The organism is Prescottella defluvii (assembly GCF_000738775.1).
Classification (GTDB): Bacteria; Actinomycetota; Actinomycetes; order Mycobacteriales; family Mycobacteriaceae; genus Prescottella; species Prescottella defluvii.
The window spans coordinates 1-26,854 of the sequence record NZ_JPOC01000072.1 but is presented as its reverse complement, the minus strand read 5'-3'; the positions used below and the strand labels follow the sequence as shown (position 1 = coordinate 26,854).

The 26,854-nt window shown below is 68.7% G+C and carries 26 protein-coding genes and 1 pseudogene; 12 read left to right on the top strand and 15 right to left on the bottom strand.

Translation table 11 applies throughout. The features are described 5' to 3' along the window. Positions 1-328 (bottom strand): annotated as a pseudogene (locus IJ15_RS24960) (helix-turn-helix domain-containing protein); the annotation flags it as partial. 95 nt (positions 329-423) lie between these two features. Here IJ15_RS24960 and IJ15_RS0122260 point away from each other — a divergent pair. From IJ15_RS0122260 to IJ15_RS0122240, 5 genes are all read left to right on the top strand, one after another. Next, positions 424-1,896, top strand: coding sequence for an aldehyde dehydrogenase (locus tag IJ15_RS0122260; protein WP_031940544.1), 1,473 nt, complete (start codon positions 424-426; stop codon positions 1,894-1,896). 27 nt (positions 1,897-1,923) lie between these two features. Beyond that, positions 1,924-2,673 carry an SDR family oxidoreductase gene (locus IJ15_RS0122255; RefSeq protein WP_031940543.1) on the top strand — a complete coding sequence of 250 codons (750 nt, stop codon included), beginning with the start codon at positions 1,924-1,926 and terminating at the stop codon, positions 2,671-2,673. Further along, positions 2,670-3,569 carry an NAD(P)-dependent oxidoreductase gene (locus tag IJ15_RS0122250; protein ID WP_031940542.1) on the top strand — a complete coding sequence of 300 codons (900 nt, stop codon included), beginning with the start codon at positions 2,670-2,672 and terminating at the stop codon, positions 3,567-3,569. Before IJ15_RS0122255 ends, IJ15_RS0122250 begins: the two co-directional genes overlap by 4 nt. Next, positions 3,566-3,982, top strand: a complete 417-nt coding sequence (locus IJ15_RS0122245) for a carboxymuconolactone decarboxylase family protein (protein WP_031940541.1) — start codon at positions 3,566-3,568, stop codon at positions 3,980-3,982. The genes IJ15_RS0122250 and IJ15_RS0122245 overlap by 4 nt, the downstream gene beginning before the upstream one ends. A gap of 103 nt (positions 3,983-4,085) precedes the next feature. Next, positions 4,086-5,555, top strand: a complete 1,470-nt coding sequence (locus IJ15_RS0122240; RefSeq protein WP_031940540.1) for an FAD-dependent oxidoreductase — start codon at positions 4,086-4,088, stop codon at positions 5,553-5,555. Positions 5,556-5,579: 24 nt separating this feature from the next. Here IJ15_RS0122240 and IJ15_RS0122235 read toward each other — a convergent pair whose 3' ends face one another. Then, on the bottom strand, positions 5,580-6,992 hold the full coding sequence (locus IJ15_RS0122235; protein WP_231569633.1) for a cellulase family glycosylhydrolase: 1,413 nt from the start codon (positions 6,990-6,992) through the stop codon (positions 5,580-5,582). A gap of 75 nt (positions 6,993-7,067) precedes the next feature. Between IJ15_RS0122235 and IJ15_RS0122230 the strand changes: the two genes are divergently transcribed. Next, positions 7,068-7,646: a hypothetical protein gene (locus tag IJ15_RS0122230; RefSeq protein ID WP_031940538.1), complete on the top strand. Its 579-nt coding sequence runs from the start codon at positions 7,068-7,070 to the stop codon at positions 7,644-7,646. 18 nt (positions 7,647-7,664) lie between these two features. On the opposite strand, the gene IJ15_RS0122225 is transcribed toward IJ15_RS0122230, so the two are convergent. The 7 genes from IJ15_RS0122225 to IJ15_RS0122195 all read right to left on the bottom strand — a co-directional run bounded on the left by IJ15_RS0122225 (position 7,665) and on the right by IJ15_RS0122195 (position 14,036). After that, positions 7,665-7,955 carry a transcriptional regulator gene (locus IJ15_RS0122225; RefSeq protein WP_197059891.1) on the bottom strand — a complete coding sequence of 97 codons (291 nt, stop codon included), beginning with the start codon at positions 7,953-7,955 and terminating at the stop codon, positions 7,665-7,667. A 16-nt stretch (positions 7,956-7,971) separates the two neighbouring features. After that, positions 7,972-8,571 carry a hypothetical protein gene (locus tag IJ15_RS0122220; protein WP_031940536.1) on the bottom strand — a complete coding sequence of 200 codons (600 nt, stop codon included), beginning with the start codon at positions 8,569-8,571 and terminating at the stop codon, positions 7,972-7,974. A 130-nt stretch (positions 8,572-8,701) separates the two neighbouring features. Beyond that, positions 8,702-9,355: a hypothetical protein gene (locus IJ15_RS0122215; protein WP_156112196.1), complete on the bottom strand. Its 654-nt coding sequence runs from the start codon at positions 9,353-9,355 to the stop codon at positions 8,702-8,704. Next, positions 9,339-11,081: a GMC oxidoreductase gene (locus IJ15_RS0122210; protein ID WP_051919480.1), complete on the bottom strand. Its 1,743-nt coding sequence runs from the start codon at positions 11,079-11,081 to the stop codon at positions 9,339-9,341. The genes IJ15_RS0122215 and IJ15_RS0122210 overlap by 17 nt, the downstream gene beginning before the upstream one ends. Further along, the gene (locus IJ15_RS0122205; RefSeq protein ID WP_031940533.1) at positions 11,078-12,589 is read right to left on the bottom strand and encodes a flavin-containing monooxygenase; all 1,512 of its coding nucleotides are present in this window, start codon (positions 12,587-12,589) and stop codon (positions 11,078-11,080) included. The genes IJ15_RS0122210 and IJ15_RS0122205 overlap by 4 nt, the downstream gene beginning before the upstream one ends. 11 nt (positions 12,590-12,600) lie before the next feature. Next, on the bottom strand, positions 12,601-13,176 hold the full coding sequence (locus IJ15_RS0122200) for a TetR/AcrR family transcriptional regulator (protein ID WP_031940532.1): 576 nt from the start codon (positions 13,174-13,176) through the stop codon (positions 12,601-12,603). Positions 13,177-13,289: 113 nt separating this feature from the next. Further along, positions 13,290-14,036, bottom strand: coding sequence for a CPBP family intramembrane glutamic endopeptidase (locus tag IJ15_RS0122195; RefSeq protein ID WP_031940531.1), 747 nt, complete (start codon positions 14,034-14,036; stop codon positions 13,290-13,292). 270 nt (positions 14,037-14,306) lie between these two features. Here IJ15_RS0122195 and IJ15_RS0122190 point away from each other — a divergent pair, with 270 nt between their 5' ends. Together IJ15_RS0122190 and IJ15_RS0122185 are read left to right on the top strand one after the other, a co-directional pair. Beyond that, the gene (locus IJ15_RS0122190) at positions 14,307-16,004 is read left to right on the top strand and encodes a fumarate hydratase (RefSeq protein ID WP_031940530.1); all 1,698 of its coding nucleotides are present in this window, start codon (positions 14,307-14,309) and stop codon (positions 16,002-16,004) included. Between the two features lie 164 nt (positions 16,005-16,168). Continuing rightward, the gene (locus IJ15_RS0122185; protein ID WP_031940529.1) at positions 16,169-17,182 is read left to right on the top strand and encodes an alcohol dehydrogenase catalytic domain-containing protein; all 1,014 of its coding nucleotides are present in this window, start codon (positions 16,169-16,171) and stop codon (positions 17,180-17,182) included. Positions 17,183-17,208: 26 nt separating this feature from the next. On the opposite strand, the gene IJ15_RS0122180 is transcribed toward IJ15_RS0122185, so the two are convergent. The 5 genes from IJ15_RS0122180 to IJ15_RS0122155 all read right to left on the bottom strand — a co-directional run bounded on the left by IJ15_RS0122180 (position 17,209) and on the right by IJ15_RS0122155 (position 21,801). Beyond that, the gene (locus IJ15_RS0122180; RefSeq protein ID WP_031940528.1) at positions 17,209-17,802 is read right to left on the bottom strand and encodes a methyltransferase family protein; all 594 of its coding nucleotides are present in this window, start codon (positions 17,800-17,802) and stop codon (positions 17,209-17,211) included. 69 nt (positions 17,803-17,871) lie between these two features. Further along, complete coding sequence (locus tag IJ15_RS0122175; RefSeq protein WP_051919477.1) at positions 17,872-18,990, bottom strand: esterase-like activity of phytase family protein; 1,119 nt, start codon at positions 18,988-18,990, stop codon at positions 17,872-17,874. 104 nt (positions 18,991-19,094) lie between these two features. Continuing rightward, the gene (locus tag IJ15_RS0122170; RefSeq protein WP_031940526.1) at positions 19,095-19,685 is read right to left on the bottom strand and encodes a mismatch-specific DNA-glycosylase; all 591 of its coding nucleotides are present in this window, start codon (positions 19,683-19,685) and stop codon (positions 19,095-19,097) included. Between the two features lie 41 nt (positions 19,686-19,726). After that, entirely contained in the window at positions 19,727-20,203 is a 477-nt protein-coding gene (locus tag IJ15_RS0122165) for a VOC family protein (protein WP_031940525.1), read from the bottom strand. A gap of 401 nt (positions 20,204-20,604) precedes the next feature. After that, on the bottom strand, positions 20,605-21,801 hold the full coding sequence (locus tag IJ15_RS0122155; protein WP_031940524.1) for an RtcB family protein: 1,197 nt from the start codon (positions 21,799-21,801) through the stop codon (positions 20,605-20,607). 229 nt (positions 21,802-22,030) lie between these two features. Here IJ15_RS0122155 and IJ15_RS0122150 point away from each other — a divergent pair, with 229 nt between their 5' ends. Then, positions 22,031-22,882, top strand: a complete 852-nt coding sequence (locus IJ15_RS0122150) for a carboxymuconolactone decarboxylase family protein (RefSeq protein WP_031940523.1) — start codon at positions 22,031-22,033, stop codon at positions 22,880-22,882. A 124-nt stretch (positions 22,883-23,006) separates the two neighbouring features. Further along, entirely contained in the window at positions 23,007-23,627 is a 621-nt protein-coding gene (locus tag IJ15_RS0122145) for a hypothetical protein (protein ID WP_031940522.1), read from the top strand. Positions 23,628-23,693: 66 nt separating this feature from the next. Here IJ15_RS0122145 and IJ15_RS0122140 read toward each other — a convergent pair whose 3' ends face one another. After that, positions 23,694-24,329 carry a pyridoxamine 5'-phosphate oxidase family protein gene (locus IJ15_RS0122140; protein ID WP_031940521.1) on the bottom strand — a complete coding sequence of 212 codons (636 nt, stop codon included), beginning with the start codon at positions 24,327-24,329 and terminating at the stop codon, positions 23,694-23,696. 80 nt (positions 24,330-24,409) lie between these two features. On the opposite strand from IJ15_RS0122140, the gene pdxR reads away from it, so the two are divergent. After that, entirely contained in the window at positions 24,410-25,855 is a 1,446-nt protein-coding gene (gene pdxR / locus IJ15_RS0122135) for a MocR-like pyridoxine biosynthesis transcription factor PdxR (protein WP_031940520.1), read from the top strand. Between the two features lie 11 nt (positions 25,856-25,866). Continuing rightward, entirely contained in the window at positions 25,867-26,838 is a 972-nt protein-coding gene (locus IJ15_RS0122130) for a pseudouridine synthase (protein ID WP_231569632.1), read from the top strand. The last annotated feature ends 16 nt before the right edge of the window (positions 26,839-26,854 follow it).

The following is a 26,854-nucleotide window of genomic DNA, read 5'->3' as shown; positions in this document are numbered from 1 at the left end:
ACTGGCCGCGCCGGCCAGCGCGGGTTCGTCGGCCCGGAGACGGCGCACGCCCCCCCCCAACCACCCGCTCGTCGCGGCCGACCACCACCGGATCCGGATCGGGGACAGCCGCCAACCGGCGCCAGAACACTTCTGCCACAAGGTGTTCCTTCGACGAGAAGTAGGTGTAGGCGGTAGCCGGCGCCACGCCCGCCGTCGACGCCACCGCGCGGACGGTCAGCCCCGCGAAGCCCTCGTCGTGCAGCACCGCGACCGCCGATGCGGTGAGGCGGTCGACAGTGTCGGCCTGCCGCTCGCTGAGGCGTCGGCGTGTCGATTCGAAGTGCACTTCACTGGACACGTGTCTGGACAATACTACGGTTGCGGACTACGGTCCAGACACATGTCCAGTCGGATTCCGAACACACTTGGAGAGGCCACGAGATGACGCTTCGCCCGACCGACAGTTCCGCGCTTCTGATCGACGGCAAGCTCGCGCCCGGCTCGGGGGGCGTGTTCGAGGTGATCGATCCCGCGACCGAGGAGGTCCTGGGGTATGCCGCCGACGCCACGGCGGCCGACATGGACGCGGCCGTCGCCGCGGCACGACGAGCGTTCGACGGCACGACGTGGTCGCGCGACCACGGCTTCCGCGCTCACTGCCTGCGCCAACTGCGCGACGCTCTGCGGTCGCACATCGAGGAACTGCGCGAGATCACCATCGCCGAGGTCGGCGCACCCGCGATGCTCACCGCCGGCCCCCAACTCGAGGGTCCGATCGCCGACCTCGGCTACTTCGCCGATCTGGCCGAGTCGTACACGTGGGAAACCGATCTCGGCGTCGCATCACCGATGGGGATCAAGACCCGACGCACAGTCCTCAAGGAGGCCGTCGGCGTCGTCGGAGCGATCACCCCGTGGAACTTCCCACACCAGATCAACTTCGCGAAGATCGGCCCCGCGCTCGCGGCGGGCAACACCGTCGTCCTCAAGCCTGCACCCGACACCCCGTGGTGCGCGGCACTGGTGGGGAAGGTCATCGCCGAGGAGACCGACATCCCGGCCGGTGTGATCAACATCGTCACCTCGACCGACCATCGACTGGGCGCCCAGCTCGCCGAGGATCCGCGCGTCGACCTGGTCTCGTTCACCGGCTCGACCGCGACCGGCAAGTCCGTCATGGCAACCGCCGCCGAGTCGCTGAAGAAGGTGTTCCTCGAGCTCGGCGGCAAGTCGGCCTTCGTGATCCTCGACGACGCCGACCTGGCCGCCGGCTGCGCGATCGCCGCATTCACCGTCTGCACCCACGCTGGTCAGGGCTGCGCGATCACCACGCGCCTGCTGGTGCCGCGCGAGCGCTACGACGAGGCCGTCACCGCCACCGCCCGCACCATGGCGCGGATCCGCCCCGGCAACCCGAACGATCCCGGAACCGTCTGCGGACCACTGATTTCCGCCCGGCAGCGGTCCCGCGTCGAGGACTATCTGAAGCTGGCGGTCGAGGAGGGCGGGACGATCGTCGTGGGCGGTGGCCGCCCGGCCGAGCACGAGCACGGTTTCTTCGTCGAACCCACCCTGATCTCCGGGCTGGACAACTCCTCGCGGGTCGCACAGGAGGAGATCTTCGGACCGGTCCTGGTGGTCCTCCCCCACGACGGAGACGACGACGCGATCCGCATCGCGAACGACTCCCCCTACGGGCTGTCCGGGTCCGTGTGGGGCAGCGATCCCGACCGCGTCCGGCACGTGGTCGACGGCATCCGGACCGGAACCCTCGCGGTCAACGGTGGGGTCTGGTACGCCGCCGACGCCCCGTTCGGCGGCTACAAGCAGTCCGGCATCGGCCGGGAGATGGGCGTCGCCGGGTTCGAGGAGTACCTGGAGACCAAGCTCGTCGCGGAACCCGCTACCGCCTAGCCGAATTCGATGACAGGAGACAAGCAGATGGGACGTTTCGACGGACGCACCGCCATCGTCACCGGCGCCGCGCAGGGCATCGGTGAGGCGTATGCCCGCGCCCTGGCCACCGAGGGCGCCGACGTGGTGGTCGCGGACCTGAACAGTGAACTCGGCGAGACCGTGACGAAGCAGATCGTCTCCGACGGCGGGTCGGCGGTGTTCAAGGAAGTCGATGTGGCCGAGCCGGATTCGGCGCTGGAACTGGCGTCGTTCACGATCGAGCGCTTCGGCCGGATCGACCACCTGGTGAACAACGCCGCGATCTACGGCGGGATGAAACTCGACTCGCTGCTCACGGTGCCCTGGGACTACTACAAGAAGTTCATGAGCGTGAACATGGACGGCGCACTCAACGTGTGCCGGGCCGTGGTCCCGCACATGCGCGAGAGCGGCGGATCGATCGTCAACCAGTCGTCCACCGCCGCCTGGGTGTACTCCAACTTCTACGGGCTGGCGAAGGTCGGTATCAACGGCCTCACGCAGCAGCTGGCGTTCGAACTGGGCTGGTCGAGCATCCGGATCAATGCGATCGCCCCGGGTCCGATCGATACCGAGGCCACCCGCACGGTAACCCCCGGCAACATCGTCGCGGACATGGTCAAACGGATTCCACTGCAACGCATGGGAACCCCGGACGACCTGGTAGGCATGTGCCTGTTCCTGCTGTCCGACGAGGCGAGCTGGGTCACCGGCCAGATCTTCAACGTCGACGGCGGGCAGGTGATCCGGTCGTGAGCGAACAGGCCCCCGACGTCGGGTACATCGGCCTGGGCAACATGGGCGCGCCGATGGCCACGAGGCTGCTCGAACGTCCTGGCACGCTGGTCGTCTGCGACGCCCGCCCCGAGGCCGTCGCACCGTTCGTGGAGTCGGGAGCCACGGCGGTCGCGACCCCGGCCGAGGTCGCGGACCGCGCGTCGGTGATCTCGGTGACCGTCCTCGACGACGCCCAGGTCCGCGACGTCGTCACCGGTCCGGACGGCCTCCTGTCCACGGCCCGGCCCGGCACGGTGATCGCGGTGCACTCGACGATCAGTGACGTCACCGCCGTCGAACTCGCCGAACTGTGCCGCGCCGAGGGCGTCGAACTGGTGGATGCTCCGGTCAGCGGCGGCGCGCCCGGCGCGAAGCAGGGACGTCTGGCGGTCATGGTCGGGGGCAACGACGCGGCCTTCGAGGCGGTGCGCGAACCGTTCGGGCACTTCGCCGAACTCGTGATCCATGCCGGTCCCGTCGGCGCCGGAACCCGGATGAAGCTGGCACGCAACCTGCTTCACTTCGTGTCGTTCACAGCGGCCTGCGAGGCCGGGCGCCTCGCCGAGGCCGCGGGGATCGACATCCGCGCGCTCGGCAAGGTGGTGCGGCACACCGACGCGATCACCGGCGGGGCGGGCGCGATCATGCTGCGCGACACGACGTCCCCCGTCGCCGACGCCGACCGCTGGCACTCGATCCTCACCCATGTCCGCAATCTCGGGGAGAAGGATCTCACGCTGGCACTCGCTCTGGGCGACCGGTTCGCCGTCGATCTCCCCCTCGCCTCCCGCGCGCTCACCGATCTCGGTCCCGGCCTCGGTGTCGGCACCGGAACCCTCGCCGATCAGTCGGCCCACCGGAAGGAAAACGCATGACGCACGACAACGGCGACGCCGCCACCTCCGAGAGGCGCCGACGTGGGGTCTCGATGATGAACGAGGTGTACGGCTGGGAGATGCCCGCGGACGTGCCCGGTGACTTCTTCGCCGTCACCGCCGACCACCTGTTCGCCGACATCTGGACCCGTCCAGGCCTGAGCGTGCGCGACCGGCGCCTGCTGCTGCTCGGTGCGATCGCGGCGCAGGGCCAGACAGACGTCGCGAAGATCCAGATCAACGCCGCACTCGGCAACGAGGAACTCACCGAACAGCAGGTGGAGGAGGCTGCGATCTTCCTGTGCCACTACGTGGGCTGGCCGCTGGGCACCGGACTGAACAACGCGCTGATCTCCGTCAAGGCCGATCGGCGGAAGGCGGCGCGGGCCGCGGAGCGGCAGCAGGGCCGGTAGTCCGGCGATTCGGTCACGGCGGTCGCTCGACGCGCGGATACTGATTTATAGAACACGTTCTACCCGTTGCATGTCGAAAGGATCCACCTCCATGTCTGAGCCGATGTCCGGGGCGACCCCCGTTCACCCCCTGCCCGCCGAGAGCGTCGAGACCTGGGACTACGAGGCCGACGTCGTGATCGCCGGCTACGGCATCGCCGGCGTCAGCGCCGCCGTCGAGGCCGCCCGCGCCGGGGCGGAGGTCCTGGTCCTCGAACGCGCCGGCGGTTGGGGCGGCGCGGCCTCGCTGGCCGGTGGATTCATCTACATGGGCGGCGGCACTCCGCTGCAGAAGGCGCTCGGGTTCGACGACACCCCCGAGAACATGAAGACCTTCATGATGGCCGCGCTCGGACCCGGCGCCGACGAAGCCAAGATCACCGACTACTGCGAGGGCAGCGTCGACCACTACAACTGGCTGGTCGAGTGCGGGGTCCCGTTCAAGGAGAGCTTCTACGGCCAGCCCGGCTGGGAGACACCCTTCGACGACGGCCTCATGTACTCCGGCGGCGAGAACGCGGCACCGTTCAACGCGATCGCCACCCCTGCCCCGCGCGGGCACGTCCCGCAGATGGCGGACAAGAAGGTCGGCGAGAAGGGCGGCGGCTACATGCTCATGAAGCCGCTCGTCGAGACCGCCGAGAAGCTGGGCGTGCAGGCGCAGTACGACATGCGCGTGCAGACCCTGATCACCGACACCACCGGCCGTGTCGTGGGGGTGCAGGCCAAGCAGTACGGCAAGGACGTCGTGGTCCGTGCCCGGAAGGGCGTCGTGCTGGCGACCGGCAGCTTTGCCTACAACAAGGACATGGTCGAGGCGTTCGCACCGCGACTGATCGGACGGCCGGGCGCCGCGATCGAGGAGCACGACGGCCGCTCGATCCGCATGGCGCAGGCCCTCGGCGCCGATCTGGCACACATGGACGCCACGGAGGTCGCGTTCTTCGGTGACCCGCAGATGATGGTGCGGGGCATCCTCGTCAACGGCCGCGGACAGCGGTACGTCAACGAGGACACCTACCCGGGCCGGATCGGGCAGCTCACGTTGCTGCAGAACGACAATCAGGCGTTCCTGATCATCGACGAGGACGCCTACGAGGAAGCGAAGACGACGCCGTCGTCCACCCCGTTCTTCCGGTTCCAGCCCAAGTGGGTCGCGGAGACGGTCGAGGAACTCGAGTCCGAGATGGGGCTGCCCGAGGGCACCCTGCAGGCCACGGTCGAGGTGTACAACAAGCACGCCGAGACCGGGCAGGATCCGGTCCTCGGCAAGAAGCCGGAGTGGGTGAAGCCGATCGGATCGCCGATCGCGGCACTCGACCTGCGCAATTTCACCGCCGGATTCACGCTCGGCGGCCTGCGCACCAACACCGCGTCCGAGGTGCTGCACGTGTCCGGCAATCCCATTCCGGGTCTGTTCGCCGCCGGACGCTGCACCGCGGGCGTCTGCGCGTGGGGCTACGCCTCCGGCACGTCGCTCGGCGACGGCAGCTTCTTCGGCCGTCGGGCCGGGATCAGCGCCGCCAGGGGCTGACCTGCCGCGCTGATGCCCCGATCGTCACGGACGGGGCGTCAGCGTCACGGTCACCGGCTGCCGGGTGTCCGGGGCGCGCAGCGTCAGGATCCGGGTGTCCGGGTTCCAGTTCTCCACGCGCCCGCCCAGGACGTCCGCGCCGTTCGGGAAGGTCCGGGCGGGGACGTAGATCTCGGTGGGCGCGGTGATCGACAGGTTCGGCACATACGTGAACTCGAGGCGGTCCGCGTCGGCCGTCCACGACGTCGGATCGCCGGCGATCGCGCGCGGGTACGGCTTGTCCAGCGTGGCAACGAGGTTCCGCTCGGCGCCGTCCTCGTCGTACGGGCCCCACGGGCCGGGGTCGCGGGACCAGTAGGAGACGCCCGCACCCATCTCACGGGCGGTGTCGTAGATCCGCTCCACGTAGTCCAGTGCGCCCGGCAGCGTGGTGTCGAGGCCGAACTCCCCGAGGATGATCGGCACGTCCCCGAGGTCGGCTGCTGTCCGCAGCGCGTTGCCACGCCACGCGTCGATCGTCGCGTCGACCTGGGTCCGGGAACTACCGGTGTATCCACCGCCGAGATCCATCGGCAGCGGATAGATGTGCGGACAGTAGGCGATCCGCTGCTCACCGTCGCGGGCGTCGTCGATGGGACGCAACCCACTGGGGCTGCCCCAGTTGGTGCCCATCGCCTGCGGCGCGACGCACACCCACGTGTCCTGGTCGACGGTTCGGATCGCGTCGGACGTCTTCTGGTACAGCGCGGTCAACGGTCCGGCCTCGAACGCCGGTCCCTGCAAGGTGCCGCCGTACGGCTCGTTCATGAGGTCGTACGCGATCACCGCGGGGTTGTCGGCGAACCGTTCGGCCACCGCGCGCCACGCGTTCGCGTAGTGCTCGGTCAGTTCCGGATGGTCGCCGGTGGTGTTCCAGAAGTTGTCGAACGCCCGCATCACGCCCGGCTCGAGGTAGTACATCTCCCACATGTCGTTGTCCCCGACCGGGAGTCCGTCTAGATAGGTCGCCCAGCCGGGAGCGCCGTTGCCGTCCATGCCACCCGGCGTGATGGCACTCGAGTACAGGTCCTGGTGCATGTCGAGCATGACGCTGTAACCGCGGTCGGCGTACCAGCCGACCCGATCGGCGACGCGGTCCAGGTACTCCTGGCTGTAGACGCCGGGTTCGGGTTCCACCGACCGCCACGAGATGAGGAACCGCACGAAGTTGGTGCCCATGTCGGTGTGCTCGCGGTCGAGGTCCGCCTCGGTGAACCGCGGCATCCCGTCCGGGGTGCTCTTGGCGCTCGACGCGGTGTTGAACCCGTTGAGAACCAACGCGCGACCAGCGTCGTCGGTGATGTAGGCCGTCGACGGCGCCGGGTCGGCTCTCAATACGGCGCCGATCCCCCCGACGAGAACGAGCGCCCCGACCGCCGCCACGGACAGCAACTTCACACGCCCCACAGCTCCACCACTCACTTTCCCAGCAAACCTGGACGATCGTCCTGCTTCCTGAGCTAATGTTGCGCCATGTCTGTCCAGAACGGGGCGTTTTCGGTGAGGCCACTGGTCGCACGCATCGCGGCGGGCCCGTGGCCGGCAACCATCACCCTCGTGCTCGTCTCGATCCTGTTCGGCGCGTGGACGATCACCGGCCGAGTCCTCACGTTCAATCCGGAGTTGTTGATTCCCAGCGCGATCGGGTTACCGTTCGGCATCCCGCCGTTGCGTCTGTTCCCGCTCGGCGACACCACGTGGACGTTCTGGACGGTCGACACCCTCGCCGCGCTGGCAATGATCGCGGTGGTCTGGGCGCGACTGCGGCGGGAGGTCCGCCGGCCGTTCCTCGCCGGTCTGCTCGCCACCGTGCTCGGCGTCGCTGCCGGAAATCTGGTGCGGATCGTGTTCCTCAGCTTCGAAACCCACCAGGGCATCGGCACCTACGTCATCGCGCTGCTGCTCGGCCTGTTGATCTCGGCGCTGTGGGGAGCCGTCGTCGGCCTGCTGGTCGGGTCGGCACACCTGCTCGACCACAGACTCCGCCGAACCACCGAACCGACGACGCAGGCCGAGCCCACCCGACGTCCCGCGAGGGCCGGAACACGCTGACGCTGGGCGCCACGCACCTCAGCGACCGTCCAGGATCTGGAGCAGCGCGCGAAGCACCTCGACCTCGTCCCGCAGCTTGTCGACGCCGAGGTCGGTGATCCGGATCCACGAACGGGTCCGCCGACCGGTGTACTCACGGTGCACCTCGATGCATCCCGCCCCGATCAGGACGTCGAGGTGCCGGCCGAGGTTTCCGTCGGTGAGACCGAGTCCGTCGCGCAGGAACACGAAACTGACTTCGTCGGATTCGCCGAGCATCGACAGGATCGCGAGTCGTGTCTTCTGGTGAACGATGTCGTCGAGTCCCACGACACGACGTTGAGCGCTATCCAACCCGCGCCAGCTCCTCCGACTCGGCGAGATAGCTGAGAACTCCGAGCGCCAGCGCGATCACCCCGAACGAGGCCGTCACAACACCTGCAGCTGTGGGATCTCCGATCATGTGGAGGGGCAACATCAACCGGACCGGCTCCGGGGCAGTGATCAGCCCGAGCATCGCTCCCACCGCCGCGGTCACCCACAGGCGTCGGCAGCGCTCCCGCCACCCGAACACGACGAATCCCGCAGCGAGCAGGGGCAGAACCCCGATGACAGACGCGGCGAAGAGGATCCACGGGATCGCGACGACCGACACCACGGCCGCGGCCGTGTACCCGATCCGCCTGCCCCTCGAGCCGATCCGGCTGCTCCGGCGGGACATCACCACCGCCAGCAAGACGACGGCGACCGGAATCGTCAGCCCCGGCACGAGGGACGACGAGGTGTCACCGCCGAACATCCGCCCCAGCCCGATCACCGCCGCAGCGGCGCCCAGGATCAACAGATTCGTCGACTCGACCCGGAGGCGCAGCCTTCCGACCCGGGCAGCATCCGCCGTCGCGAGAACCGACGGGATCGGGCAGTAGTCCGCTCCTTGTCCGGCCATGCCGTCACTCTGCAGTGCAGAGTGGCTGTTGTCAATGATCGCGCCTGGGAACGTGTCAGGCCGCCCGAGCATGAGAGTCTCACGTGCATGGAGAGCTCGCCGGAGTGGTCGAGGCGCCCTGACGCAGACGTCACCGCCGTGCGAGACGCGCCGGCCCCGTTCTCATGGCGCCGGATTCGATGACGATGCCCGGATGCACTCCCGGCAGCATCCATTCTCCCAGGGTGGGTCCCGTGGCACCCACCGTCACGCGTGCCAGCCGGAACCTCCCCCGCAGCCATGCTCGGGCAATTCCCAGGCCGCCGTCGGGCAGGGGCTGCGCAAAGCCGAGCGCGCCCACGATCGGTAGCCGCGGACCGAACGGGTGTGCCGTCGTCTCCACACGCCACCCGTCACCGACCGCCGCGCCGGTTCCCGTCACGTCCCCCTCGAAGTCCGCGAGCACCTTCGGCAGGGACCAGTGTTCGCGCCCGCCGTGCACCGACGGAGCCGAATCCACCGCGATGAAGGGAACCGCCATTGCGGGCAGGGCACCGACGAGCCGCGACGGCGCCCGGAGGACAGGGCTGGCAAGGATTTCCCGATACGGACCGACAGGTGAATCCAGATAGTCGACCATCATCGCGAGTGTCACCGGGAGCACCCGCCCGCCCGGGCCGAATGCCGACGCTGCGGGCGCGGCGCGGTGCCACCACAGCGTTGCGCGGACCGTCGCCGGCCACGGCGGCGGCGGACTCGTCGGCCAGTCCTCCCGGACATGCTCGCTCTCACGCACGCTCCACACGGGCGTCCCCTTCTGTCGTGTCGGCCGGCACGGCCGTCGATCGGCCCGCCGTAAAGATCGGCAGACGCAACGCTCCCGGCGCGTCGGCGGGAACGGTGGGATACGTCGGAGCCACCGGATCCACCGCCGCATACGGGGACCCGAGCCCGGGCCGAGGGTCGGCCTCTCCCCTGTTGGGCCACAACGCCATCGCACGCTCGGCCTGGGCAGTGATCGTCAACGACGGATTGACCCCGAGGTTGGCGCTGACGACCGAGCCATCCACGACGTGAAGCCCGTCGTGCCCGTACGCCCGCAGGTACGGATCGACCACGCCGGTTGCAGGACTGTCACCGATGGTGCAGCCGCCGAGGAAATGTGCGGTCATCGGGATATTCACCAGATCCAGGATCGAACCACCGGCATCGCCTCCGATACGTTCGGCTACCTTGCGAATCACTTTGTGCCCGATAGGTATCCATTCGGGCGGCGGCGTTCCCGGTCCCGGCCGACTGGTGAGTCGGCGGCGGCCGAACAGCCCCTTCCGGCTGGTGAGCTCGAGCGAGTTGTCGTCGGTCTGCATCACCAGCGCGATGACCGTCCGCTCGGACCAGTGCCGCACCGACAGCGTTCGCAGGAAAGCGCCCGGGTTCCGCAGCGCGACGCCGGCCGCCTTCAGAGGGCGAGGGACCCGGCCGCCGCCGTCGGTGAGGAGCGCCTGGAGCAGGCCGATCGCGTTGCTGCCCTTGCCGTACCGGACCGGCTCGATGTGGGTGTGGTCGTCCGGGTGGAACGACGACGTGATCGCGACACCGCGGGTGAAGTCGACCGACCGATCCCGCGCCGCCGCGGCCAGCACGGCCTCGGAGTTGGTCCGCACCACGGCGCCCAACCGTGACGACAGGCGTGGCAGCGCACCCGTCTCCCGCATCGACAGCAGGAGGCGTCCGGTCCCGTAGGTCCCCGCCGCGACCACCACCTGGTCCGCGGTGAATGTCGTTCGGCGCTTGCGTATCCGATCGGTGCTGCGTGCCGTGATCGTGTAGCCGCCGTTCATTCGAGGCCGCACCTCCTCGACCGTCGTCATCGGGTGGATCGCCGCCCCGGCGTGTTCGGCGAGGTGCAGATAGTTCTTGACGAGAGTGTTCTTGGCGCCGACGCGGCATCCGGTCATGCAACTGCCGCACTCGGTGCAGCCGGTGCGTTCGGGGCCGACCCCGCCGAAGTACGGGTCCGGGACTCGCGCGCCCGGTTCGCCGAAGAACACACCCACAGGCGTCGAGGTGAACGTCTCGCCCACCCCCAGATCGTCGGCCACCGCCCGCATCACCTCGTCGGCCGGCGTCACAGTCGGGTTCGTCCGCACGCCGAGCATCCGCTTCGCCTGCTCGTAGTACGGTCCGAGTTCGGTTTCCCAGTCGGTGATGTGCCCCCACTGCGGGTCCCGGTAGAACGGGGCCGGCGGCTGGTAGAGCGTGTTGGCGTAGTTGAGTGAACCACCGCCCACGCCGGCGCCGGCCATCACCAGTACGTCCGGAAGCAGGTGCATGCGCTGGACGCCGTAGCAACCGATCCACGGCGCCCACAGGTACTTTCGCAGCCGCCACGACGTCTTCGGCAGTTCGTCGTCGGCGAAGCGCCGACCCGCCTCGAGGACCCCGACTCGATAGCCCTTCTCGGTCAGACGCAGCGCGGCGACACTGCCCCCGAAGCCAGATCCGATGACCACGACGTCGTAGTGCGTCATGCGCGAGCCTCCGCACCAGCGGTGTCTCGGCTGCCTTCGTCTGCCGCCGTGAGCCGGTAGTTCTCGTGATCAAACCGCCTCGTCCGTCTCCGGAAACGCCACGTGAAGGTCGGCCACATCACCGAATTGCGCCCGCTGCTGTCGAGGTACCAACTGTCGCATCCGCCGGCGTTCCAGACCGTGCGGGCGAGTTGCGGATCCAGTCCGTCGTTGTAGCGCCGCTGCGCATCGTCGGTGACCTCGACGGTCGCAGCTCCCTCGGCTCGCATCACGCGCAAGGCGTCCGCGATGTACACGGCCTGCGACTCGAGCATGTACACGATCGAACTGTGGCCGAGGTTGGTGTTAGGGCCGTACATGAGGAACAGATTCGGGAACCCGTGCACGGTGGTGCCGAGATGCGCCGACGGGCTTCCCGTCCAGTGCTCGGCCAGGGTACGACCGTCCGCGCCGCGAATGTGTCGCGCCACCGGCGGCTCGGTCGGAGTGAACCCGGTGGCGAAAATGATTGCGTCGACCGGATACTCGTTGCCCGCATCGTCGACGACACCGGTCTCAGTGACCGCGGTCAGCCCCGACGCGACCACCGTGACGTCGCGGCGGGTCAGCGTCCGTAACCAGTCGTTCGAGAGCAGGATCCGCTTACACGTGATGGTGAACGTCGGGGTCAGCGCGGCCCGCAATTCGTCGTCGGGCACCTGCCCCCGCAGGTAGGCCTCCGCGCGCCGCTGAAACAGCCGCAGCAACCAGAGTTGGTGCGCCATACCGACGACGTAGCCCTCCTTCTGCGCGTACACCGCACCCCGCACCAGCTTCTGGGTGACCGGCAACGCGCGGAACAGCGCGCGTTCGAACCGTGAGACGAGCCGATCGTGCTTGGGAAGCACCCACGACGCCGTCCGCTGGAACAGCGTCAGGTGCTCGACCTGATCGACGATCTCCGGAACGAACTGGATGGCCGACGCTCCCGTGCCGATCACCGCGACCCGTTTACCGGTCAGGTCGTACCCGTGGTCCCACGTCGCGGAGTGGAACGCGGCGCCGGTGAAGGAATCCACCCCCGACACCTCCGGAAGCTTCGGCGCCGACAGTGCACCCGTGGCGGCAATCAGTACGGTCGCGGTGAGGTTTCCCCGTCCGGTGCGCACGCGCCACTGCCGGGCTGCGGCGTCCCACTGCGCCTCGATCAGTTCGCATCCCGTCACCGTCCGGTTCGTCACGCCGGTCTCGTCCGCGACGCGACGCAGGTAGGTGTGGATCTCGCGCTGCTTGCCGTAGGCGTACCGCCAGTCCGGATCCGGGGCGAACGAGTAGGAATACAGGGCGCTGGGCACGTCGCACGCACAGCCCGGGTAGGTGTTGTCCCGCCAGGTTCCGCCGACGTCGTCGGCGCGTTCGATGACCAGCAGATCCGCGGCCGGGTCCTCCCTCAGGAGCGTGGCCGCCAGCCCGATACCGCCGAACCCCGCGCCGACGACCAGCGTGTGGACGTGAGGCGGCAGGGACATCTGTCCGGATTTCACTCGGTCACCATCGCTTTCCAGACGGGCAGCAGGCGATCGCGCAACTGCCGATCGGCTTCGGGGGTGCGAAACAGGGCGGAGACCGCCAGGCCCCGGGCGATCTCGATACTCAGGTCGACCGCGTCCGGGCTCATACGATCGCCCACGATCTCGGCGAATCCCAGGCGCAGGGCGTCACCCACCTTGCGTTCCAGCGGAATCATCGCCTCGTGCAGCGCCGGATCGGTGCGGGCCGCGACCCAGAGTTCGAGGGCCGCGTAGAAGAGTGGTCCGGTGAACGCATCGCAGAGCGTCTCGAGACCGCGCTCGGGGTCGGGACGCGCGCGGAGAAGCTCGGCCATGCGCTTGTCCACCAGGTGGCCGACCGCGGCCACGACCAGCGACTCCTTCGTGGGGAACTGGTGCAGTTGCGCGCCGCGCGACACCCCGGCCCGCTTGCTCACGGCCTGGCTGCTGGTGCCGGCGTAGCCGACCTCGACCAACAGATCGATAGTCGCGTCGAGGAGCTTTCCGCGCGTCGCCGCACTGCGCTCGGCCTGCGTGCGGGATGTGGATGCTGTGCCCTGAGTCACATGTCGACCGTAGCGAGGAACTTACAAACAGTCCAGACTGTCGGCAAATTTGTTTTGAAACGAGGCCGGCCCGCCCCGCACAATGCGGAGCGGGCCGGTCGAGGACAGTCGGGTCAGGCCAGCGAAGCGTGCCAGACGAGTGCCGCAGCCAGCGCGCCGATGCCGTTGAGGGACCAGTGCAGCGCGATGGGCGCAAGCAGGCTTCCGCTGCGGCGGCGCAGCCACGTGAAGACGAAGCCGGCGGCGGCGGTCGCGGCGACCGCGCCGGCGATGCCGAGGATCTGGCCGACGACGCCGCTGCCGAGGATTCCGGTGAGGCCGCGATTGTTGGTGGTCAGCCCGAGCGACGACGCGATGTGCCACAGGCCGAACATGAGTGAACCGGCCGCGAAGACACCGCGGACGCCGGAGACCCGGGACAAGGTCCCCTGAAGCACACCGCGGAACGCGAGTTCCTCCGGGATGACCGTCTGGAGCGGGATCACGATCATCGATGCGATGAGGGCGCCGGAAATGGTGGCGTAGCGGTCGGCCATGAAGAACTGCCGAGTGAAGGGCAACGCGATCCCGATCCCGACGACGGCGAGCACCAGCCCGACGGACGCGAGCGCGTACAGCGTTCCCTTGCGCCATTGCCGGGGCGAGAGTCCGAGTTCCGCCCAGCCCAGGCCGCGCCGACGGGTCAACGCTACGAGGATCACCGCGGAGATCGGAACGGTCGCGATGCTCGCCCACGGGGTGGTGAAGTGCGCGATGAGATTGGTCGAGACGAGCACCGCGACGACGACGGCCACATCGAGCCACGCGTGTACTGCTCGGATGCGATGCAGTCCGGCCGCGTGTCCGGGGCCGGGCTTCATGGAGTGGCCCACGCCCACAGTTTCGACAGTCATGTGCGGTGTTGCCCCCAACCCCCGCGGCTCGTCACGAGAAAACGCGCCACGGCTCGTTATCTGGTTGTTACCTATTCAAGGGTACGGAAACCCGGAGGCCCACCGCGAGTGACCTCGAACACACAATGTTCGGCACACCTCGATGATATGCGCGCAGCCGACGCCCCGATTCGGGACGTTCACGCCGCGCAGCTAGCCTGAACGTCGAACTTCGCACCCCCGTGTTCAGGAGAGATGATGGCCGAATTCCTCTACGAGGACCTGCTGCCGATCGGTGAAGACCCCACCGAGTACCGGCTGCTCACCACCGAGGGGGTGTCCACCGTCGAAGGACCGGACGGCCGCACCTTCCTGCAGGTCGAGCCCGAGGCCATGCGCCTCCTCACCGAGACGGCACTGCACGACATCTCGCACTACCTGCGCACCGACCACCTGAAGCAGGTCGCGAGTATCCTCGACGATCCCGAGGCGTCGAACAACGACAAGTTCGTGGCCCTCGATCTGCTCAAGAACGCGAACATCGCCGCGGCCGGCGTGCTGCCGATGTGCCAGGACACCGGCACCGCGATCGTCATGGGCAAGCGCGGCCAGCAGGTACTCACGCCGGGCGACGACGAGGAGTCGATCGCGCGCGGCGTGTACGACGCGTTCACCAAGCTGAACCTCCGGTACTCGCAGAACGCCCCCATCACGATGTGGGACGAGAAGAACACCGGCAACAACCTGCCCGCGCAGATCGAGCTGTACGCCGACACTACGAAGGGCCACGAGAACTCCTACAAGTTCCTGTTCATGGCCAAGGGCGGCGGGTCGGCGAACAAGTCGTACCTGTACCAGGAGACCAAGGCGATCCTGAACCCGGACTCGATGATGCAGTTCCTCGAGGCCAAGATCCGTTCGCTCGGCACCGCGGCCTGCCCGCCGTACCACCTCGCGATCGTCGTCGGCGGCACCTCCGCGGAGTTCGCGCTCAAGACGGCCAAGTACGCGTCCGCGCACTACCTGGACGAGCTGCCGACCGAGGGCGCGATCACCGGCCGCGGCTTCCGCGATCACGAGCTCGAGAAGAAGGTCTTCGAGCTCACTCAGAAGATCGGCATCGGCGCGCAGTTCGGCGGCAAGTACTTCTGCCACGACGTCCGCGTCGTCCGGCTCCCCCGCCACGGCGCGTCGCTGCCCGTCGCGATCGCCGTCTCCTGCTCCGCGGACCGTCAGGCGAAGGCCAAGATCACCCCCGAGGGCATCTTCCTCGAGCAGCTCGAGTTCAACCCCGGCCAGTTCCTGCCCGAGGTCACCGACACCCAGCTCGACGCCGACACCGACGGCATCTCGGGCACAGGCAAGGGCGCCGCGGTCAAGATCGACCTCACCCGCCCGATGCCGGAGATCCTGGCCGAGCTGTCCAAGCACCCGGTCAAGACCCGCCTGTCGCTGACCGGTCCGCTGGTCGTCGCGCGCGACATCGCGCACGCGAAGATCAAGGAGCGCCTGGACGCCGGCGAGGAGATGCCGCAGTACCTCAAGGACCACCCGGTGTACTACGCCGGTCCGGCCAAGACCCCCGACGGCATGGCGTCCGGCTCGTTCGGCCCCACCACCGCCGGCCGCATGGACAGCTACGTCGAGCAGTTCCAGGCTGCGGGCGGCTCGATGGTCATGCTGGCCAAGGGCAACCGGTCCAAGCAGGTCACCGACGCATGCGACACGCACGGCGGCTTCTACCTCGGTTCCATCGGCGGCCCCGCGGCCCGGCTGGCACTGGACTGCATCAAGCACGTCGAGGTCATCGAGTACGAAGAGCTCGGCATGGAAGCAGTCTGGAAGATCGACGTCGAGGACTTCCCCGCGTTCATCGTCGTCGACGACAAGGGCAACGACTTCTTCGCCCACACGGGCGAGGTCACCCTCACGATCGGCAAGCGCCCCGGCCTGTGAGCTGAGCGGTAGGGTTTCCGAATCCCGAAGGCCCGGTGAAGCATTCGCTTCACCGGGCCTTTCGTCGTCTTTGCCGTGTGCGGCGGGCGCTCTTGCCAGGATCCACCGCACGGGCTTGACTGGAACCCGGATCTCCCATCGCCGCACCCGGAGCGAGGAACCCGATGTCGACCCATCGAGCAGTGCACGTCCAGTCCCCCGGCGACGCGTTGACCCTGGTCGACGTCGACACGACGTCACCCGGGCCCGGACACGTCCGTATCACGGTCGCTGCGTGCGGTGTGTGCGGCACCGACCACGGATTCGTCAACGGCGGATTTCCCGACATGTCGTGGCCACTCACTCCCGGACACGAAATCGCCGGAACGATAGCCGAACTCGGTACCGGGGTCGGGAACTTCACGGTCGGTGACCGAGTCGCCGTCGGGTGGTTCGGCGGCCACTGCAACGAATGCGTCCCCTGCCGCAAGGGAATCTTCATCCACTGCGAGAGGATGCAGGTGCCGAGCTGGCAGTACCCGGGCGGCTACGCCGAATCGGTGATCGCCCCTGCCAACGCGCTCGCCCGGATTCCGGACGAACTCTCCTTCGCGGAGGCCGCGCCGATGAGTTGCGCCGGGGTGACGACGTTCGATGCGCTCCGGAAGACCCGGGCCCGGCCCGGTGACCGCGTCGCGGTCCTCGGCGTCGGCGGCCTCGGACACCTCGGCGTCCAGTTCGCCCGGGCGATGGGATTCGAGACGGTCGCCATCGCCCGCGGACCCGGCAAGGCCGAGGACGCACGCCGATTCGGCGCCCACCACTACGTCGACTCCACGGCAGGCGACGTAGCCCAGGCGCTGCGCGCCCTCGGCGGGGTGTCCGTGGTGCTCGCAACGGCCGCGAATTCCACGGCCATGGCCGATACCGTCGGAGGACTGGTTCCGCAGGGGGAACTCGTCGTCGTGGGTGTCACCCCCGACCCGCTCCCGATCAGTCCGCTGCAGCTGATCACCCCCGGAGTCAGTGTGACCGGCCATCCGTCCGGCACCGCCCGGGACGTCGAGGAGACGATGCAGTTCGCGATCCAGTCCGGGGTGCGTGCGCAGATCGAGCAACGCCCACTGGCCGACTCCGCGGACGCCTATGCCGCCATGGACGAGGGACGCGCGCGGTATCGCATGGTGCTCACCATGTGATCGACGACGACTCCGCCGCGTCAGTTTCAGAGTACGAACGGGATCAGCCGCTTCGTGCGGTGCATGTACCGCCGGTACGGCTCACCCAGTCCTTCGACCAGCACCCGCTCCTCGTGCGGGATCCGCACCACGTACGCGGCGGCGAGCGCAAGGACGGTCAGCGGCGCAAGCCAATTCGTGTAGGCGACGGTGAATCCCAGCGCGCACACCAGCGCTCCCGTGTACGACGGGTGCCGGATGCGGCGGTACAGACCGGTGTCGATCACCGACTGTCCCGGCGCGGTCTGCACCTGGAAGGTGAACGCGGGTCCGAGTTCGTGGACGGCCCGCAGCCGCAGGCCCTGCCCGGCGGCGGCCACCAGCAGCCCGAGCCAGAAGTACCACCAGGCGCCCGTCGTGATCACCGTCGTCGATACCAGCACGCTCACCGCGGCACCACCGACGTACGAGATCGTCAGGCCGAGTCCGACCGCGACACCTGTCCATCCGTCACGGTGCGACGATCCACCGGGATGTGTTCGTCCGATCCGATACTCGGAGAACAGCAATGTGACGAACGCGAACGCCAGTATCACCGCGGCGGCCGGTTCGGTGGCGAAAAGCGGTAGGGGCTCAGCCATCATCCGAGTGTGCGCCGCCGGCCCCCGCGCTGTGCCCCGATTCGCGACTACGCGGGATCCGTCGTCGCGTCAGCGCACTGCGAGGACGTGGAACATCGTGTGCTGTCCGCCTTCCGGGTTGAAGTTGTCGTCGGCGACCAGGACGAGGGTGCGGGTACCGTCCTCGAGGGTCGGACCCCAGGTGATGCCCTCGACATTGTCCGGGTTGGCGCCGGTGTCGGCGAAATCGAACAACAGTTTCTTCGGCATCGGGGTTTCGTCCCCGTCGAGCGAGGCCTTGCCGTCGACGGATGTCGCGCCGGCGGTGGTCGTCCAGTACACCTGGACCTCGACGCCCTTGCCCGGCACCGTTCCGCGTTCGATGACGAGGTATTCGTCGGTGCCGACAGCCAAGATCTCGGTCGCCCCGCGGTCCGCCTTCAGCGTCCAGCCCGTGGTGTCGACGACATCGGGATAGTCACCGCTGATGGGGTCCACCGAGTAGACGAACTCGTCGATCACATCGCCACTGGCACTGTCGAACACGAGGACGCGCGAGTCCGTGCCGTTCTCGGGTGTTGCGATGGTTCCGTCCTGCACGAGCGAACTCTCCGTCAGCGCAAGCAGCCTGGAGCCGTCCGCAGAAAAGGTCAGTCCCTCGAACGCCAGGTTGTTTCGGACTCCGGAAGACTGCTGCCCGTCGGGCGCGGCAACCGGAAGATAGTGCTCCGGCAGCCCGAAGTCCTTCGACATTCCGCCGTCTGCGACCGCCATGCGGACGAACGGCGCGATGGACTTGGAGGCGTCGCCCTCGCTCGAATAGACGACATCGGTGGCCCCGGGCACGCGGCGGATCGATTCCGGGTCGACACCCTTTTCCGGATACGGCCGGCCATCCGCGTCGGTCAGCAGGGTGATCCCGATGAACTCCGGAGCCGACGCGGTGAACCTTCCGTTCCCGTCGAGCCCCAGATCGAGTGTGTACGCACGGGCCGGACCGTTCTGCGCACGGTCGTCGCTCACCACGAGGTAGCTGTCGGTGCCGGGGTCGTAGTCGATGCCGGACAGACCACCCAAGGTCGTGTCGAACGGATCGAGACCGTCGGGAACCTGCATGGTGGACAGATGTGTGACGGACAGGCCCTCGGCCTCAGTAGTGGAGTCGGCGTCGGCGTCGGCACAGCCGGCGAGAAGGACCAGCAAGGGCACAGCGACCAGTGAGCTTCGATTTCTTCGGTGCATTGGAGAGATCGTGGTCGGCAGCGGTGAACCGATCACCATGCTCGGGTGACCGAGAAGCAACGCCCCAGTAGCTAGTCCGTGACGGGGGTTCCGGAGGCTTCGACCACCCCGGCCTCCACTGCCGCGGCCCGGTACGCGTGCGCGAGAGTGTCGACGGTGTCGTGGGCGTTGAGACCGCTCGGGTTCGGCACCACCCACAGCTCCACACCCTCGAGGCCGTCGGGTTGTCGGCCCTTCCGTGCAGTCCGCACCCCGAACGCGGCCCGGTAGGCTGTGATTCCGGCGACCGCGACCACCCGCGGTCGCACCGTCGCCACCACCTCGCGCAGCCGCTGCCCACCCGCGCGCAGTTCCTCGGCGGTGAGCTCGTCGGCCCGGGCCGTCGCGCGCGCAACGAGATTCGTGATGCCCACACCGCGTCGGACGAGCAGGTCCCGGTCGGCGGCGGACATTCCGGCGGTGGGATCGATCGACCGATCGACGATCCCGGCCCGCAGCAGAGCCGGATAGAAGCGGTTGCCCGGACGCGCGAAGTGCGCCCCGGTGGCGGCCGTCCACAGCCCCGGATTGATCCCCACGAACAGCAGGCGGCAGCCCGGACCGATCAGGTCCGGGACCTCCCTGTCACGGAACGACTCGAGTTCGGCGCGGCTGAATCCCATGAGGACAGCGAACCGCACCGGTCAGGTGCCGGCCAAACCCGTCAGGATCCCTCGTAGGCCGCGCGGATGGCCCCGATGTCGAGTTTGCGCATCCCCAGCATCGCCTGCGTGGCCCGCTGCGCGCCCGCGGAATCCGAGCCCCCGATGTACGAGCCCAGGGCGGCGGGAATGATCTGCCACGACACCCCGAACCGATCCTTGAGCCACCCGCACTGGCTCTCCTGCCCGCCGGCGGCCGTGAGCTGGGTCCAGTACGCGTCGACCTCGGACTGGTCGGCGCAGCTCACCTGGAAGGAGATCGCTTCGTCGAACGTGAACTCGGGCCCGCCGTTGAGGATCGTGAACGTCTGCCCGTCCAGTTCGAATTCGATCGTCAGCGCCAGCCCCTCGGGACGGTGCATGCCGGGGCCGTAGCGGGAAATGTTCACGATCTTCGAGTTCTTGAACACCGAGACGTAGAACTGTGCGGCCGCCTCCCCCTCGGTGTCGAACCACAGGCACGGAGTGATCTTCTGCATGCTGAGTCAGTCCTTCCGGTCGCGAACAGTCGAGACGTGCTCTTCGGGGTAGACCGTGGCGGCGCCGGGAACTGCTCGATCAGCCGCCGTTGGTGAGCGTACGACGGCACACCGCCCGTCGCGCTGTGCACCGCCGACGCGGAGGAAATTCGAACGCTGCCCACGTCCTGGACGGTCGTCCACCCTTCTTTTCGCAAACCGGCGTGTCCCGCATCCCCCTGCGCTATATTTCGGCCGCATAACAGTCAGTCAATCGCCCCGCCCTGGAAGGGTTTGCAATGAACCTCAATCTCATCTCGCTGTTCCCGCCGCGGGTCATCGAAAGCATCCTGGACTTCGGCAGCTCGTTCTACCTCAGCTGACTTCGGCGACGGGTTGCGCTCGAGCTCAGTTCGGCGCAGCTACGTCCCCTTCACGTTGAGGACCTGCCGCAGTTCGTGCCGGATGTCCACGAGATCCCGGGCGTCGTCCATCACCACGTCGATGTCCTTGTAGGCGTCGGGGATCTCGTCGACCCACTCGGCACCGTGCCGGTACTCGATACCCTCCATCCGCCGGGCCAGGTCGTCGACGGTGAACCGCTTCCGGGCCTGCGTGCGGGAGAACTGCCGACCGGCGCCGTGCGGAGCGGAGCACAGTCCCCGTGCGTCCCCCTTTCCCCGCACCACGTACGAGCGGGTGCCCATCGAACCCGGGATGACGGCGTCCACCCCCTCGTGTGCGTTCACCGCGCCCTTGCGGGTGAGCCAGACCTTCTCGCCGTAGTGCTGCTCCTGCTCGGTGTAGTTGTGATGACAGTTGATGCGCTCCGCCTCCGCCACCGGCTGCCCGATCCAGTCCCCCAGCACCGCGCTGAAGCGGTCCATCATCTCGGCCCGGTTCAGCAGCGCGAACCGCTGCGCCCACCGCAGCTCCCGGATGTAGTTCCAGAACTCGGGCGTACCCTCCGCCAGGTACGCGAGGTCCCGGTTCGGCAGCTCGATATGCCATGTCCGGCACAACTTCTGAGCGATCGCGATGTGCTTCTGCGCGATCTTGTTGCCCACGCCCCGGCTCCCGGAGTGCAGGAACATCCACACCCGGTCCTGCTCGTCGAGGCACAACTCGATGAAGTGGTTGCCCCCGCCCAGGGAACCCAGCTGCTCACGCCACTTCGGGGAGTGGGACAGGTCGACGCCGTCCCGGGCGGCCCTTTCCTCGAGCTCCGCGATCTTCGGCTCCGCGAACCACTCCCCGAGCGATGCCGTGAGGTTGTAGTTGCCCGGGGACAGCGGGATCGCGCTCTCGAGCCGCAACCGCAGTGCGTGCAGCGTCCGGCCGTCCGCGCCCACGCTCTCGATGTCGGCCGCCGTGAACTGGGTTCGGGCAGCGATCATTCCGCATCCGATGTCGACACCGACCGCCGCCGGGATCACCGCACCACGAGTGGGGATCACCGTGCCGACCGCCGACCCCTTGCCGCTGTGCGCGTCCGGCATCAGTGCCACGTGCGGGTACACGAACGGCATGGACGCGGTTTCCCGCGCCTGAGCGAGGGTGCTCTCCTCGACGTGGCTGGCAAAGTTCAACAGGTTGTGGCCGTGCTCGGTGGGGGTCACTGTCTTCTCCGGTCGTGAACGATCGCGCGGGGATCGCCCGCGGCACCGTCCGAATGATTGGTAGTCCCACCGTAGAGCGATTTCGGGACCGGGCAAGCGAATTACCGCACGAGAGCGTTCAATGGACCGGGACCGACGAGCGCATCCGAGGACGGTGGCAGGCATGGCACGACACGACGACTGGTCACGCGACAACGGAGCCACGGCTCTACGACGCCACGCTCCCGAGGTGGCATCCACAGTCGACCGCCTTGTCGCCGCCGTCCCGTCTCTCGGCGACGGTTCCCTCTTCGCACGGACCCGCGAACTGTGTGGGCGGACGCTGTCGCTTCCGCCGCTCCCGGCTCCGGATGTGTCCGGGGTGCCGGCGGACGGCGGCGAGGCGGCGCGGGTTCCGCTCGAGTTCGCCGAACAGTTCGGCGTCGACGTGTCGATGATCGACGACACGATGCGCGCCGCGCTCACCGCGAACCTCGGTGACCGGACCGGCACCTTCATCCAGTCGCTGTACGCGGCCGACTGGGTGCCGCGACTGCGCGCCGGACTCGACGCACTGTTCGACGGGGATGCCTCGGACTGGGGTGTCCCCGCCGAGTGGGACACCGAGGGCCAGCCGTGGCCACTGATCCAGCGCACGTTGGTCGGCGTCGCCCGGCTGCGCGAACTCGACCCGGTCACCACCGAGGTCGTGCGGCTGTACCAGGCCCGCCAGCACAACTGTCGGCTGTGCAAGTCACTGCGCAACCGCACCGCACTGCTGGCGGGTGGAGACGAAGCCGTCTACGCCGAGATCGACGACTACCGAGCGGGCGGGCTGTCCCCGCGGCACCGGGCCGCACTGGGGCTCGCGGAGGAACTCACCTGGCAGCCCGGCCGTCTCGACCCGCAGACGATCGATGCTGTGCACGAACACTTCTCGCCGGCCGAGTCGGTGGAGTTGGTGCTCGACATGATGCGCAACTCGTGCAACAAGATCTCGGTGTCGACGGGAACCGATCAGGCGAACGTCACCGACGGTGTCGAGATCTACGACGTCAACCCCGACGGCTCGGTGGACTTCGGCCTGGTCCTGCCCGGCTGAACGTCCGAGGGTCGCACCCGGTGCCGACGGGCCATTGCCATGCCCCGCGCGCGGGAGGATGGTGGGGTTAGGAATGGGGCCGGTGGCGCCCCGCGGCGCCACCTCGAGCAGAAAGAGGTGGATCGTGTACGCACGTTCTACGACCATCCAGGCGCATCCCTCCTTCATCGACGCCGGCATCAAGCACGTCCGCGACACCCTCATGCCGGGGCTCGCGGAGATCGAAGGCTGCGCCGGACTGTCGCTGCTGGTCGACCGGGACTCCGGCCGCTGCATCGCCACCAGTTCGTGGAGGGACGAGGACAGCCTCCGCGCGAGCGAGGGGCCCGTCAGGCAGCTCCGGGATCGGGCCGCCGAGGTCTTCCACGGCACGTCACACGTCGAGCGATGGGACATCGAGGTCCTGCACCGGGACCACCCGTCCCACCACGGGGCGTGCGTCCGCGCGGCCTGGTTCAAGGTGGAACCGGGCACGATGGCGCGCGCCGTCGACGTCTACAAGCTGGCGTCGTTGCCCGCGCTCGGCGAGATGGACGGGTTCTGCAGTGCAAGCCTGATGGCCGATCACGCGGCCGGGCGCGCGGTGTCCTCGGTGAGCTTCGACAGCGTCGAGCAGATGCACGCCAGCCGCGAGCGGTCCGAGACCCTCCGGAACGCGGCTCTCCGCGAGTCCGGCGCCGAACTGCTGGAGGTGTGCGAGTTCGAACTCGCGATCGCCCACCTGCACGTGCCCGAGATGGTCTGACCGGCAGCGGGCGGTTGCTGCGGTCGGCTCTCGGCCGATGCCGCAGCAACCGCCCGCTGTGAACAACTAGAGGGCTCCGTTCCGCACGAGTCGCCGGACCGATGCGGGTGCCGGGGAGTCCTCGGCCACCCACGGTGCCGGGATCGGCTCGCCGGCCGACGTCCGCAGCGGCACGACGCCCGCCCACCCGCCGGAATCCGTCGACGGCGCCGGCGGCGGCGCGTCACGCACCTTGACCGTCCAGCATCCGGGCTCGATGGTCAGCGTCATCGCCAGGGTCGCCGCGAGTTCCTTCTTGGTGTGCGTCCGCACCTCCGCGCTGCGACCGGGAACCAGCGAATCGGACATCAGATCCAGCGCGCGCACCGCGTCGTCGCCGCGGAGTCCGGCGAGGCACCCCCGCACCACCGCGGACCGGTAGTTGGCCGTGGAGTCGAAGAGGCTGTCCGCCACCACGATTCCGTCGAGCATCGTCACGGAGAACGCGGCAGGTGCACCGGCCGCGACCTGCCGCAGCGCCCCGGCACCGGTCGACCCGTGCAGCACGATGCGGTCGCCGTCGCGCGCATAGAGCATGGGTACCACCCACGGCAGTCCGTCGACCACCGTCGCGAGGGTGCCCACCGCCGCGGCGTCGAGCACCGCGTCCAGGTCGCGCCGGAGGTCACTGGCGAGGTCTGGGTATCTCTTGATCCGATCCATGCACCGAATCGTCGCCGCTTTCCGGACTGTCCAGTAGGTCCAGAACTGCACCGAACAGCCAGACCACTATTCTGGCGGGCGTGTCCCGCCACTCCCCCGACCTGCAACTCGCCCTGCGGCTGCCGGTGACCGCCGCACCGCTGCGGCATCGCATCGCGGAGGCGATCGTCGAACAGATCCGAGTCGGCCGGCTCAGCCCCGGGGATGCACTCCCGTCGACCCGGGCACTCGCCGCGGAACTCGCCGTGGCCAGGGCTTCCGTCGTCGACGCGTACGACGAACTGGGAGCCGCCGGCTACGTCGTCGCCCGTCCGGGGTCCGGCACCCGGATCGCGACCGGCGCCGATGCTGCCGCCTCCGCCGGCGCCGCCCCGCACGTCCCGACCGCGGCGCGCGCCACCGCACCTGCCCGCATGGAACGACCGCACCCGCCGACCTGGGATCTCACCCCCGGCCGACCCGACACTTCCCTGATCTCGACCACCGACTGGCGTCGCGCGTGGCGGGCGGCCGCCGCCGCACCGATACCGTCCACCCCGTCGGGCCCGGACGGCCACGCCGAGCTTCGACGCGCCCTGTCCGGACACCTACGTCGAACCCGGGGCATCGTCTCGGACCCCGACGACGTGGTCATCGTGCCGGGTGTCGCCTCCGCGCTGCGCGCCGTCACCGCGGCGGCCGGTCTCCCCGGGCGTGACATCGCCTTCGAGGAACCGGGCTACGTCGAGGCGCGGCGGGTGCTCGAGATGTCCGGCGCGCGTACGCGTTCCGTGCGCGTCGACGTCGACGGCCTCGATCCGGACACCCTGCACGACTCCGACGACGCCGTGTACTGCACCCCCGCGCACCAGTATCCGCTCGGTGCACGTCTCCCCGCGCCCCGCCGCGCCCGCCTGGTCGCGTGGGCGACCGCGGCGGGACGACTGCTCATCGAGGACGACTACGACGGCGAGTTCCGCTACGACGTGTCCGCGCTGCCGGCGTTGCGCAGCCTGGACGGCGGACGTGATTGCGTCGCCTACATCGGCACCGCGTCGAAGATTCTCACTCCCACGCTGCGACTGACCTGGCTGCTGCCGCCGCGGGGGCTCCGGGAACCGGTCGCCGAGGCGCTCGCGCTCAGCGGCGAAACAGTCTGTGCCGTCACCGGACTCGCGTTCGCCCGGTTCATCGAATCGGGAGCCCTCACCCGTCACCTGGCGAGAGCGGCACGCACCTACGCCGCCCGCCGTTCGGCCCTGGTCGGTGCGCTGCGGCGACACTGCACCGATGTCCGACTGGTCGGCGTCGAGGCGGGACTGCACCTGGTGCTGCGACTCCCCGACGACACCGACGACACCGCGGTCGCGGCCGCGCTCCGTGACCGCGGCATCACCGTCCCCGCGCTGTCGTCGTTCCTCGCCGGCCCGGACGGTCCCCGCGGCCTGGTCTGCGGGTACGCGTGCCTGCCGGAAACCCAGGCGGACCGGGTCGCCGCGATCATCGCCGATGTCACCGCCCGACCCGTGGCACGTCCGAGCCCGTAGCCGGTGGGATGATGGCGCACATGCCGATGCCCGCGCCCCTGCCCGTCAAGGACGGCGTCGGACCGACGCGACTGCGAGTTCCGACGTCGGGGCCGTGGGCGACGATTGCCGAGTACGTCGTCGCGAGGTTCGATCACATGGATGCCGACGACCTGCACCGGCGGTTCGACGCCGGTGAGATCGTGGCCGCCGACGGCCGACCGGTCGGTCGTGACACGGCGCTGGATGCGCACCGGTTCGTCTGGTACTACCGCGACCTGCCGGTGGAGGAACCGGTGCCGTTCGACGAGGAGATCCTGCACGTCGACGACGACCTCGTCGTGATCGACAAGCCGCACTTCCTCCCCACCACCCCGGGCGGGCGCTACCTGCGCGAGTCCGCGCTCGTCCGGCTGCGGACCCGCCTCGGCAACCCCGACCTGACGCCGATCCACCGACTCGACCGCGCGACCGCCGGGCTCGTGATGTTCTCGGCCCGCTCCGCCACCCGCGGCGCCTACCAGTCACTGTTCGAGAAGCGACGGGTCACGAAGGTCTACGAGGCGGTGTCGGCGCTGCCGCCCGGGTGGGACCCGGGCGCGCCGACCCTCGCCGGGCACGCCGTACCCGTCGTCTACCGCAATCACATCGAGGCACGACGCGGTGAACTTCGGGTCGTCGTCGACGACACCCGTGCACCCAACTCCGAGACCGTCGTCGAGGTGCGCGGCACCGGCACGAGCGCGTCGGGTCGTGCGGTGCTGCACACACTCCTGCGTCCGCACACCGGACGGATGCACCAGTTGCGGGTGCATCTGTCGGCGCTCGGCATCGGAATCCTCGGCGACAGTTGGTATCCCGACCTGCTGCCCGAGGTTCCCGACAACCACGCCCTCCCGCTCCAATTGCTCGCGCGGGAACTGGACTTCACCGATCCGCTGTCGGGGATGCCGCGGCGGTTCGTCACCCGCCGGACGTTGGGCGAGGCGCCCGTGAGCGGCTAGGTGTACCCGGTCAGGA